The organism is Leeuwenhoekiella sp. NPDC079379 (assembly GCF_044542075.1).
Taxonomy (GTDB): Bacteria; Bacteroidota; Bacteroidia; order Flavobacteriales; family Flavobacteriaceae; genus Leeuwenhoekiella.
This window is the reverse complement of the sequence record NZ_JBITTU010000005.1, coordinates 1-12,057: the sequence shown is the minus strand read 5'-3', so window position 1 is coordinate 12,057 and position 12,057 is coordinate 1. Positions and strand designations below refer to the sequence as shown.

Below are 12,057 nucleotides of genomic sequence, written 5' to 3'. Positions count from 1 at the left end.
ATACCATTTTAAATGAAAAAATGAAATGTAAAATCAGCAAAATAAAAAGAGTTAGTAATCTAGGTATTAATCGTTTTCAACGACACGCACCTTTACCAATTCAATTTTAGTATTTGAAGTTTGAATAATATGGAACTGGTACCCCTCAATATCCACAATATCACCTTCTTCAGGAATTCCTTCAGTATGATTTACTATAAGTCCTCCAAGGGTCTCATAATTCTCATCTTCAGGCAATTCTAGCTTATAGGTTTCATTTAAATAATCAACTTCAAGTCGTGCTGAAAATTTATAAGTATCTTCTTCTAATTTTTCTTCAATAAGAACCACACTATCGTGCTCGTCTTCTATCTCCCCAAAAAGTTCTTCTACAATATCTTCAACCGTCATCATGCCGCTAGTTCCACCGTATTCATCTATAACCACGGCCATACTTTTACGCTTTTTTATCAAGATGCTTAGAACATCTTTTACAAGCATAGTCTCAGGCACAAATATTACGGGCATAAGAATATCAGTAATAGTTACCGGTTTTTTAAAGAGTTCAAAAGAGTGTACATACCCTATAATATCATCTATAGAATCTTGATAAACGAGGATTTTTGAAAGACCTGTTTCTGTGAATTGCCTATTTAAATCTGAAGGAGATTGATTTTTTTCTACCGCAACAATTTCTGTACGGGGTATCATTACTTCGCGTGATTTTACTTCTGAAAATTCTAAAGCATTCTGAAAAATTTGTATTTCAGAATCAAGTTCTTCATTTGTTTCAAAAGAATCTATTTGCTCGTTTATATAATTTCCTAATTCTACTTTAGTAAAAGCCAATTGGACTTCGTCGCCTTCAGTTTTAAAAAATTTCTTTAGCAGTAAATCTGAAATCCAAATGATAAAGGTTGACAAGAAACTAAAAACAACATAGAATAGATATGCAGGAACCGCAAAAATCTTTAGCAGCGAGTTTGCATAAATCTGAAAGAATACTTTAGGTAAAAACTCGGCAGTAAATAATACAAGTAGTGTAGAAATAATTGTTTGTGTAAGCAAACTAAATTCTACAAAGAAGTTAGTAAGCCAGGCATAGCCAAAATCTGCACCCTCTAACCAACCCTGTAAAAGATCGCCCATAAAATAGGCGTAAATTACCAGAGCAAGATTGTTTCCAACCAGCATAGTGGCAATGAACTTAGATGGTTTTTCGGTTAAGCGGGTAAGAACTTTAGCAATAAGATCATTTTGTTTTTTTTCTATTTCGATATGAATCTTATTAGAAGAAACATATGCTATCTCCATCCCGGAGAAAAATGCGGAAAGAATTAAGGAAACTACAATGATCAGAATTTCTGTTTCCATAAATTACTTCTGGCTGCCTTGTTCATATTTCTTCCTAAAGCGACGCTTAAAGAAGTACATGCCTATAGCAATTACAACAAAAAACAAGTAAAGATATGCCTTACTAGGCTCAACAGACCATACTCTTACGGCTTCAAATAAAAACAGTGCCGCAAAGATTAAATAAGCGTATTCGAAATATTTAAAGTACTTAGACATTATAATAAACTATCGTTTTTAGTAGAATTAGGTTTTTCTTTAACATACATTCTACTTTGGTTATCTAAAGATATAAAATTTTTGAAGTCCTCACTGCTGTCAAATAAATCTCCACTATTGTAGGAGTCATCAGGAAACTTAATTGTATAGGGCTTATCTGTAAAAACCCATTTATTTCGTTGATCCCAAAACAACTGAGATGCATCTAATCGTGTAGAATCGCTAGTTATAAGAACCACATTTTTACGCATATCAATTAGGTTTGTTCTAGTGTATCTAATTGCGTAATCTGCAGTTATATAATTCTCTTTCTTAGTATCATCTATAAAAGTAACTTCAACACCATTAGGAAACTCTTGATACGGAAAATTTAATAAGCCATAATCTATAAGCAATGGGGTTTTTAGCGTAGCTACAACTTTACCAGAATCTGTATATTTTAAAACAACGCCTTCTCCTTCTGCCGAAGGCCCGTCTGTACGTTGATTAAACTTTTGAAGATCTTCTGAGCTATTACCACAACTAAAAAACAAAGTCACAGCTAATGCTGTGACTAAGTTTAAGATTATATGTTTATGTGATGTACTCACTTATAAATTAGGAACGGTAACTCCGCCACCTACCCAGCAGCTAAAATTAATACGTTGACCTGCATTACCTGCATTAAAAATCATAGTACGGTCTGGAGCTAATCCTCTATAAGCAGCAGCCGTTTTTTGAGCAACACTAGATAAAGAAGGATCAATTGCTCCTGCACGTGCAGCCATATCTGCAGCTAACCAATAGATTGCTCTTTTGTTAAATACGCTATCTCCACAGCTATTTGCACTGCCTGCATACATATCTGCAATTTTAAGATAAACAATACCCATAGAAGGTTTTGCAGCAACAGCCTTTAGGTAATAGCTACGTGCATTACTCATACTTCCTTTCTTCCTAAAGTTCTCAGCTAACTGATAGAAAACTTTGGCTTTCTTAGAAGGATCTGTTTGACGATTTGCAGACTCTTCGTAATATTTTAATGCGTTAGCATTTTCACCACGTTGTTCAGCAAGACGACCTAAGTAATATGACGTTTCTGCAGATGGCTCTAATGTATTTAATTGCTCAACTAACTTTACGAATAATGGACTATCTGTACATTCTTTAGAAACTAAACGACCTGCGGCATTTTTAACCCAAGTTACATCGCCTTTCTTCTCATCCCAAGCAGCCTCGTAAAAAGGAACTAGACGATCGCAATCTGCCAATACACCTAATTTCTGATTGATACCTGCAGAAACTTTAGAGTAGTTATCTAAGTTTACTTCTGCAACTTGTTCTAATTTTTTCTCTTGAGCAGAAAGTGCAGTACCTGCCTCTTTTTTCTCTAAGATTGTTTCCATACGCTTAGCATAACCATCTTGCTCTTCAGTGATTTTCTCCTGTACTTTATCATACATATCAAAAACCTCCTGTAACTCAATAGAACCCGCTTCTTGTAATTCAACAGCTAATACAAAATACTCATATAAACCTTTTGCGTTAGTAAATGTCGCTTTATCTGTTTCCCAGGATTTGTTAAACTGTGCATATTGCTCTTGAGCAGTACCTATTTTACTATCGTACATAACAATAGCTACGTCAGATATATCCTCCCCTTCGCTAGTTTTTGCAGCAAAATGAGTTTTTTTCTCTTGGTACATTTTCTTCAAATCTTCAAGAAAAGCCATTTGCTCAGCCCCGGAAGAATTCTCGATTTTATATTTTAAGATACGCTCCCCATATTGATACAACGCAAAAGAAGTAGTAGGACATTCTTTACGCAATTTCATAAATGGTTCATAAGCCGCATCGTAATTTTTTACTTTTGCGTGCTCTGAAAAAATAGACATTGTTGTAACGCATTCTTCAGTAGCTTGTGCGCTAACGAAATTTACTGCTCCTACAAGGGCTATAAATAGTAGTGTTAATTTAGTTTTCATCATTAAATGGTTTAAAAGCAATATTAATAATTTTAGTTGTATTTGTTAGGCACAAACCACGGTCTAAGTGGATTTAATGACAAACTAAGGCCTACTTTGAAAAAATCTTCTTTAACTAAGCCTACGTTTGTCGTTCCGCGTTGACCGTATTCAAAAGTTAAGTTGGCATTACTAAATCCTCGTCCTAACGGTAATCCAAGACCAAAAGATATGCCAAACTCATCAATAGACTCATTTTGTATTATTAAACCTGACTCCTCATACCGAGCACCTAACCTATAAGTAACTCTACTCCAGTAACTTGTGATAGAATTATAATCTGGAACAAAATATCCTCCTAAGCGATATTTAAAAGAATCATCGTAAGTTGCTTCAGGAGTAATAAAAGATCTGTTAGTTAATTTACTGCTTTCTAAAAATTCTACCTGGCCCCCAGCGAACCACTTGTTAGTCTCTCCAAATCCTAGTCCAAAAGAATACATATTAGGCACAATACTTTCTGTATCTGCTAAATTAGTATCCTGAGAGTCAATAACGCTAACAACAGCTTTATCAGTTTGTGAATAAACAACAGACTGTAACGATCTATCATTATTTAGTGTCAAATTTGTTTCTGGTTGAAAATTTGCTGAAGAATAAACTTTATATTTTTTTGCAAATGTAGCCTCATATTGAGCCCCAAAATTATAAGTTAATCCCTTAATGTCAGATCTATCAATCTCTCGCACGCTATATTGTTGACCTGCATCTACCTGAATAATCTCATTACGAATGTTTCCAAAGTTATAACTTCCCTCTGCTCCTAATCTAAACCCTTTAAGAAGTTCTACTCCGGCGGCTAAAAAAGCACGATTTACGCCACCTCTACCAGAATATTGAGTTAGGCTTGTTTCTCCCGCATTTAATATTTGATAATCAACAGAAGTCTCTGGAACTAAACCGAAACCTACACCCACTTTTTTAGAAACCGGAAATGCTAGAGCTAAATAATCTATAGTAGTAGAAGTAGTATGGCCATTTTCACCATTACTGGTTAAATCTGTCTCCCTGTGATTTGCTCCAATTGTAAAATTTGTCAACTTTAAAGCACCATAACCAGCAGCATTTCTAAAATTTATGTGTGTGCTATCTCCTAAAATACTCAAACCTCCCATTGCTTGATTCTCTACCGAACCTTTAAAGTTCGAAATTCCCAATCCGTAAAAAGAATACGGTGAAGAATTACCTTCCTGAGCTAACGCAGAAGCCGAAATACAAACCAAAACAACTACTAAAAATCTTTTTATCATTAACTTTTATTAAATACTGTTATATAATTCAGTCCTTTCAGGAGAAAATTTGAGTTGGCAAAGATGCCATTTTTTAGCCTACCAGACAAAAATTGCCCGTCTCCTCCTGTTAAAATAATCTTTAAATCTCCAAATTTTCCTTTATACCAGTCTATTAGACCGTCTATTTCTGCTATTAAACCATTCACAACACCAGACTGCATTGCCTCATTTGTGTCTTTTCCTATAACATCAATTTTTGTTTCTACAGGTGTTAAATACGGCAACCGTGCCGTAAACTCATGCATTGCATTAAAACGCATTTGTAAACCTGGAGAGATTGAACCTCCCTGATATATATCACTAGCATCTTTAAAATCATATGTTACACACGTGCCGGCATCAATAATCAACACATTTTCACCAGAAAAATCTTCGTGTGCACTTGCTACTAAAATCATTCTATCTATACCTAACGTATGTGGCGTTTTATATCCATTTATAAAAGGCATAGGTGTGAATGATGATATCAATTCAAAAGAAAGACCCCTATTTTCTACAAACGTGACAAAATCTTTTGAATTGCCCGTAGCACAAATCATAATATGATCTACTTTAAATTCTTTTAAGATTTGTTCAAATTTTATTTTTGCTGCGTCACTATTACCTGCCCAATTGTTTTTTAGGATATTCTGATCAAATACTCCAAATTTTATGCGTGTATTACCTAAATCGATAGCCAGATTTATCATTGCTGATTTTTTTTTGCAATAATACAAATACTCAATGCCTCGTGCTCACACATTTAGCAAAAGCTCTCAAAAAAAATTAATTAATTTTATCAAATTAGGTTGTGCAATCTAAAATTTGATTTTATATTTGCAGCCGCTTAGGCGAGGTACCTTAGCTCAGTTGGTAGAGCAACGGACTGAAAATCCGTGTGTCCCTGGTTCGATTCCTGGAGGTACCACAACAAAACCCTGAAACTTACGTTTCGGGGTTTTTTGTTTTATAGTATTTTCTTCCTTAATTATTAACAATGACTTGCTATAAAATTAACTCGACCTCTCTAATTTTAATTAAAATACAAATTAGATGAGCGAAGACATTACTAATATAGCTTAGGTGTTAGGGTAATTAGTGCTACTATCGCCCTAATTGACAGACTTCTAAAGCCAGATCTTAAAATTCTCATTTTAGAGCGTCTTGAAGGTTTCGCTTTTAGCAACGCCATTTCTATTTCTAATCAGTTTGAAATTTTTAAATAATTCTGGTCCTTTCTGGTAATAGAAAACCATATTAAAGACCCCTCAACTTTTATTTCGAATGTCCCACATCCCAGCTTGATTACCGGTTCTAATGATGTCGCCTATCTCAAAAAGCGTTTTGAAACTATGAAGTCACATTTTATGTTTGATAACATAGATTTTACACAAGATGAGAATAAGATGAAAGAATGGTTTCCGTAAATGATGCACGATCGCAATACTAATGAGAAAATGGCTGCTTCACGTATTGAACGAGGCACTGAAGTTAATTAAGAATTTAGAACCGAAGTAATAAGTAGTAAAGACGGCAGAATCACCTGCTTGTTGTGAGCCTCACCGGGAGCTACTACATCTGTAAAAATTATCTTAGATGTTTTAGAAAAAGCCTTTCCAGAACTCCTAAGTTCTGCTGAAACAAAACAAAAGCTTCAAAAAATCGTTCCCGGTTATATAAATAAGTTTACTAAAGAATCCTTTAAAGAAAATTTAAGCTACGTAGAAAAAACTTTAAACTTGTAATTCTTCAGTAGTAAATTAACTAGAATTTAAAACAATGACGCATTTAGCCCAAATAGATAAAATAAGCTTAGAAGATCTGGTTCTTATCAAAAAATCTAAAAAAGATCTTGATGAAGTTTCCTTTTTGATGCGTGCTTTAAATACCATAGGTACACCTATAGACTCTGGTTTAACATTGCTTCCAGAAAAATATCAGGACAAAATAAGTAGTACCATTCAAAAAGCCTTGCAGCTATCTGTAAAAGCAAATTTAAAAACGCTCAATAAAGGAAGACAATTCACACCTTCTTCAAATATTACCTACAAAGTGGTAACCGGGCTTTCAGGAGCTACAGGTGGCTTCTTTGGTGTAGCTGGTTTTACTGCAGACTTATTGATTTCTACAAAATTTATGATGCGATCTATTATGGATATCGCACGAAGTCAGGGAGAAGATGTACACGATATAAATACACAACTCGCATGCCTGCAGGTTTTCGCATTAGGGGGAACTTCAGAAGATGATGATGAGCTAGACACAAGTTATTATGCAACTCGAGCAGCACTTCATACTGCTATGAATCAAACCAGTGTATATATAGCAGAGAATGGAACAAAAAATATAATTGAAACATTAGCTTCTCAAACCGCCGCACCATTAGCAAAACTCATTAATCAAGTAGCAGCACGCTTTAGCGTTCAGGTGAGTGAGAAATTTGCAGCTCAGGCAATTCCTGTATTAGGTGCTGCTGCCGGAGCATCTATTAATGTTTTGTTTATTTCTCATTTTCAAAAAATGGCAACTGCACATTTTACTTTGAGACGTTTAGAACGTAAATATTCTAAAGCACTCATTCAGGAAACTTATGAACACATTACACCTAAACAACTTCCTATTTCTGAATAACTTAAAAATTATTTAGCTATTTAAAACTGAATAATTAACTATTCAGAAATTAGATTGTTTCTTAGAGTTAGGAATATTTCCATATTTTTGTAATAATTCCAATTATATGAATCGAAATATTTTACATCTTGATCTTGATACTTTTTTTGTCTCTTGTGAACGTTTAGCGAATAGTAAACTCATAGGAAAACCTGTAATAGTGGGTGGCACAGGTGATCGCGGTGTAGTTAGCGCAGCAAGTTATGAATCAAGAAAATACGGTGTTCACTCAGGTATGCCTATTAAAATGGCAAAGCAACTTTTACCACAAGCATTCTACATAAGGGGTAATGCCGGCATGTACACTAAGTACTCAAAAATGGTTACCGATATTCTTCAGCAAGAAGTACCTATTTTGGAGAAAGCTAGTGTTGATGAATTTTATGCAGACCTCACTGGTATGGATCGTTTTTTTGGTTGCTACAAATTTGCTAAAGAACTACGTTCAAAAGTAATTAGAGAAACAGGATTGCCTATTTCTTTTGGCCTTTCAATTAATAAAACAGTTTCTAAGGTTGCTACTAATGAAGCAAAGCCAGACAGTCAGCTTAAAGTAGATGCTGGTTATGAAAAACTATTTCTCGAACCGCTTTCTATAAAAAAAATACCTATGGTAGGTGAGAAAACCTTCCGTACATTTTGCAATCTTGGAGTAAAGAACATAGGTCTTGTTCAGCAAATGCCGGTCGAAATGATGATTTCCGTTTTTGGTAAAAATGGCAGAGTAATTTGGGAACGCGCAAATGGCATAGACCGCTCTCCTATTATTCAATATCACGAGCGTAAATCTATATCAAGTGAGCGTACGTACGGGCAGGATACTACAGATATAAATAAATTGAAAACAACTATTCACGCAATGGCAGAAAACCTTGCATTTCAGCTGCGTCGTGGTAATAAATTAACTTCTTGTATTATGGTTAAAGTTCGGTATTCAGATTTTCAAACTTTTTCTAAGCAACTAAAAATACCATACACAGCTGCAGATCATAATTTAATACCACAAGTATTAGAGATTTTTGAAAAACTATATAATAGAAGATTACTTATTAGGCTGGTGGGTGTTCGCTTTAGCGGTCTTACTGAAGGTCATTATCAAATAGATTTATTTGAAAACACAAACCGTACGGTCAACTTATATAAAGCTATGGATGAGATACGTATTCGCTACGGCGATCGCAGTATTATGAGAGCTGGCACAATGGGAGAAGGCTCAAGAACTATAGGTGGTCAGGGAAATCCCTTTAATGGGCAGCCTCCTATAGTTTTAGCACATAGGCATCAATAAGACACATCTCTAATTAAGCAAATAATTTAATTATGTTTTTAAACTGTCATACGTATTTCAGTCTACGATATGGTACGCTTTCAGAAGAAGAGTTAATTGATCTTGCTATTCAAAATAAGCTAAGCTGTATTGCACTCACAGATATTAATAACACTTCTGCCTGCTTAAAGTTTATTAGTAAGGCTAAAGAAAAAAAAATAAAGCCTGTAGTAGGTGTAGATTTTAGAAATGGTATGCGACAGTGCTACATTATGCTTGCACAAAATAATAATGGATTTTTAAATATTAACAGTTTCTTATCTAAGCATTTACACGATAAAACTAAATTCCCGGATCATTCTCCTCAAATTTCAGATGCAATTATTATCTACCCCTTTGAAAAGGTACTCGAACTCGATAAATTCAATTTTTTAGAAAATGAGTATATAGGAGTCGCTTTTAAAGAACTAAATAAGCTTCGATTTTCAAGTTATAGTAGTTTTAAAAGTAAACTCGTTCTGCTTCAACCGGTAACTTTTCGCCATAAAAAAGACTTCAATATTCATCGCCTTTTAAGAGCAATAGACACCAATTCATTACTTAGTAAACTTATAAAAGAAGAGCAAGCCTCTCCAGATGAGAAAATACTTTCTTCAGAAATAATTAATCAGATTAATCAAGAATATCCACATATCATAAAGAATACTACTTCAATTTTAAATTTATGTACCATTCATTTTGACTTTTCAAAAAAAAGAAAACCTCAAAATTTAAAAACAGTTTTAAGTTCTGAAGAACAAGATTTCATAAAACTCAATGAACTTTGTCAACTAGGTTTACCACAGCGCTATGATAAAATTACAGTACAAATAAAACAGCGTGTAGAAAAAGAACTCTCACTTATTAAAAGTCAAAACTTTGTTTCATTTTTTTTAATAAACTGGAAAATTATAGAATATGCTCGTAGTAAAAATTATTTCTATGTAGGCAGAGGTAGTGGTGCTAATAGTATTGTCGCTTATTTATTGCGCATTACAGATGTAGATCCCATTGAGTTAGACTTATATTTTGAGCGATTCATGAATGAGTTTAGAAGTAGTCCTCCAGACTTTGATATCGATTTTTCAACCTGGGATCGGGAAGATGTAACATCATTTATTTTTAAAGAATTTGGGCAAAACGACCAGGCTGCTCTATTAGGGTCGTATGTAACATTTAAACATAGTGGGGCTGTACGTGAATTAGGTAAAGTTTTTGGTTTACCAAAACATGAGATAGATAAACTTAGTGAAGGCCGTTATAGTTTGAATCAACTTGATGATATATCTAAATTAATTTTAAAATACAGTACATATTTAAATGATAAACCTAATTATCTAAGTATTCACGCTGCAGGTATTTTAATTGCAGACAAACCCATTCATTATTTTTCTGCAACACATTTACCTCCTAAAAATTTTCCGACCGTACAATTTGATATGCATATCGCAGAAGATGTTGGCTTATATAAGTTTGATATTCTAGGACAACGGGGATTAGGAAAAATAAAAGATACTATAGAAATTATCATAAAGAATCATCCAGAAGCTAAACTCCCAGATATACACAATGCACGATTATTTTTTAGTGATCCAAAAATAAATGAAATGATTTCACGGGCAGACTGCGTTGGATGTTTTTATGTAGAATCACCTGCAATGCGTATGCTTTTAAAAAAATTAAAAGTTGACAATTATCTTACACTAGTAGCTGCAAGCTCTATTATTAGACCAGGCGTAGCTAAAAGCGGCATGATGCGAGAATATATTTTAAGACATAGACATATAGAGCGTCGTAAAGAGGCACATCCAGTATTATACGAGATTATGCCAGATACCTATGGTATTATGGTGTATCAAGAAGATGTAATTAAAGTAGCTCACCATTATGCTAAATTAGATTTAGGAGAAGCAGATGTATTGAGAAGAGGAATGAGTGGAAAGTATAGATCAAGAAAAGAATTTCAAGATGTAAAAGATAAATTTAAATCTAATTGCATTCAAAATGGCGAAGAAGAAGAAATAGTAGATGAAGTATGGCGCCAGATAGAAAGTTTTGCAGGATATGCATTTGCTAAAGGGCACTCTGCCTCATACGCGGTAGAAAGTTATCAGAGCCTATATTTAAAATGCTATTATCCCTTAGAATATATGGTAGCAACCATAAATAATGGTGGAGGTTTTTATAGAACTGAAACTTATATTCATGAAGCCCGTATGAAAGGAGCTATTATTGAAGCGCCCTGCATTAATACCAGTAATATTGAAACAATCATACAGAATAAAACTATTTATTTAGGTCTTCAGCATCTAGACTGTCTTGAAAAAAAATCTATGATTAAAATTATTAATGCTCGTGCATTTAGCTCGTTTAAATCGTTTACAGATTTCATTCAGCGCGTGCCATTAAGTATTGAGCAGCTTGATATTCTTATACGTATAGATGCCCTTAGAAGCTTAGGGAAAGATAAAAGAACCTTATTATGGGAAGCTTATTATAAAGAAAATAATAGTCCAAAAATTGAAAACCAAAAACAATTCTTTAATATATCAATGCAAGACTTTAAGTTACCTAGATTTAAAATAACAAAACTAGAAAATGCATTTGATCAATTAGAACTACTTACTTATACACTAGAAACACCATATCAACTACTTAAGATAGAACCAGAAAACACTGTATCAAGTAATGATTTACAACAATATCTAAATAACATAATTAACATTTATGGATATTTAGTTACTGTTAAAAAAGCCATTACATCAAGAAAAGAGTATATGTATTTTGGCACATTCTTAGATCAGCAAGGGGACTGGTTAGATACAGTACACTTTCCTACTATTGCCAGAAAATATCAATTTAGTGGAAAAGGTATTTATAAAATTACCGGTAAAGTAGTTGAAGAATTTGACTTCTTATCTATAGAAGTTCTCAAACTTGAGCGAATGGCTTACGTTGCTGACCCAAGATTTGATGCAACTTATAATCGAAAAGATAGTATTAAAACTAATAATAGCGTTACTAATAATATAAAACTTTTAAATTAAGTTGTGTCGTTCCCTTTCGGGTCGGGCTATAGTCTTCAATCTTTTTGAAGCTATTGCTTTAAGGATTTCCACTACTATCCCTAACGTAGTGTATAGTAATTTTCTACTTTCTACTTTCTACTTTCTACTTTCTACGATTTGACTTTTAGGCAAAAAAAAATCCGCATCAACTAAATGATGCGGATTTCTAAAACAAGGCGGCGACCTAC

9 protein-coding genes, 1 tRNA gene and 1 pseudogene are annotated in these 12,057 nt (G+C 33.8%); 6 read left to right on the top strand and 5 right to left on the bottom strand.

The features are described 5' to 3' along the window. Positions 1-66: 66 nt before the first annotated feature. From ACIGAM_RS10215 to ACIGAM_RS10195, 5 genes are all read right to left on the bottom strand, one after another. Positions 67-1,353, bottom strand: coding sequence for a hemolysin family protein (locus tag ACIGAM_RS10215; RefSeq protein ID WP_396511362.1), 1,287 nt, complete (start codon positions 1,351-1,353; stop codon positions 67-69). A 197-nt stretch (positions 1,354-1,550) separates the two neighbouring features. Further along, the gene (gene lptC, locus ACIGAM_RS10210) at positions 1,551-2,141 is read right to left on the bottom strand and encodes an LPS export ABC transporter periplasmic protein LptC (protein ID WP_396511361.1); all 591 of its coding nucleotides are present in this window, start codon (positions 2,139-2,141) and stop codon (positions 1,551-1,553) included. Continuing rightward, positions 2,142-3,518 carry a tetratricopeptide repeat protein gene (locus ACIGAM_RS10205; protein ID WP_396511360.1) on the bottom strand — a complete coding sequence of 459 codons (1,377 nt, stop codon included), beginning with the start codon at positions 3,516-3,518 and terminating at the stop codon, positions 2,142-2,144. 29 nt (positions 3,519-3,547) lie between these two features. Further along, positions 3,548-4,804: a hypothetical protein gene (locus tag ACIGAM_RS10200; RefSeq protein WP_396511359.1), complete on the bottom strand. Its 1,257-nt coding sequence runs from the start codon at positions 4,802-4,804 to the stop codon at positions 3,548-3,550. Then, positions 4,804-5,535 (bottom strand): type III pantothenate kinase, encoded by a 732-nt coding sequence (locus tag ACIGAM_RS10195; protein ID WP_396511358.1) that lies wholly within the window; start codon positions 5,533-5,535, stop codon positions 4,804-4,806. The genes ACIGAM_RS10200 and ACIGAM_RS10195 overlap by 1 nt, the downstream gene beginning before the upstream one ends. Positions 5,536-5,680: 145 nt before the next feature. On the opposite strand from ACIGAM_RS10195, the gene ACIGAM_RS10190 reads away from it, so the two are divergent. The 6 genes and pseudogenes from ACIGAM_RS10190 (at position 5,681) to ACIGAM_RS10165 (ending at position 11,848) form a co-directional block, all read left to right on the top strand. Beyond that, positions 5,681-5,753 (top strand) — tRNA-Phe (locus ACIGAM_RS10190). Positions 5,754-6,063: 310 nt separating this feature from the next. After that, the gene (locus ACIGAM_RS10185; RefSeq protein ID WP_396511637.1) at positions 6,064-6,252 is read left to right on the top strand and encodes a malate:quinone oxidoreductase; all 189 of its coding nucleotides are present in this window, start codon (positions 6,064-6,066) and stop codon (positions 6,250-6,252) included. A 141-nt stretch (positions 6,253-6,393) separates the two neighbouring features. Beyond that, positions 6,394-6,570: pseudogene (locus tag ACIGAM_RS10180) on the top strand (malate:quinone oxidoreductase); the annotation flags it as partial. A gap of 34 nt (positions 6,571-6,604) precedes the next feature. Continuing rightward, the gene (locus ACIGAM_RS10175) at positions 6,605-7,456 is read left to right on the top strand and encodes an EcsC family protein (protein ID WP_396511357.1); all 852 of its coding nucleotides are present in this window, start codon (positions 6,605-6,607) and stop codon (positions 7,454-7,456) included. 106 nt (positions 7,457-7,562) lie between these two features. Next, complete coding sequence (gene dinB, locus ACIGAM_RS10170; protein WP_396511356.1) at positions 7,563-8,783, top strand: DNA polymerase IV; 1,221 nt, start codon at positions 7,563-7,565, stop codon at positions 8,781-8,783. 32 nt (positions 8,784-8,815) lie between these two features. Further along, complete coding sequence (locus tag ACIGAM_RS10165; protein ID WP_396511355.1) at positions 8,816-11,848, top strand: DNA polymerase III subunit alpha; 3,033 nt, start codon at positions 8,816-8,818, stop codon at positions 11,846-11,848. Positions 11,849-12,057 lie beyond the last annotated feature (209 nt).

Bases quoted from the DNA above. Each gene is read 5' to 3' on its own strand.
- ACIGAM_RS10215 (WP_396511362.1), bottom strand. From the start codon at position 1,353: ATGGAAACAGAAATTCTGATCATTGTAGTTTCCTTAATTCTTTCCGCA.
- ACIGAM_RS10205 (WP_396511360.1), bottom strand. From the start codon at position 3,518: ATGATGAAAACTAAATTAACACTACTATTTATAGCCCTTGTAGGAGCA.
- ACIGAM_RS10200 (WP_396511359.1), bottom strand. From the start codon at position 4,804: ATGATAAAAAGATTTTTAGTAGTTGTTTTGGTTTGTATTTCGGCTTCT.
- ACIGAM_RS10195 (WP_396511358.1), bottom strand. From the start codon at position 5,535: ATGATAAATCTGGCTATCGATTTAGGTAATACACGCATAAAATTTGGA.
- ACIGAM_RS10175 (WP_396511357.1), top strand. From the start codon at position 6,605: ATGACGCATTTAGCCCAAATAGATAAAATAAGCTTAGAAGATCTGGTT.
- dinB (WP_396511356.1), top strand. From the start codon at position 7,563: ATGAATCGAAATATTTTACATCTTGATCTTGATACTTTTTTTGTCTCT.
- ACIGAM_RS10165 (WP_396511355.1), top strand. From the start codon at position 8,816: ATGTTTTTAAACTGTCATACGTATTTCAGTCTACGATATGGTACGCTT.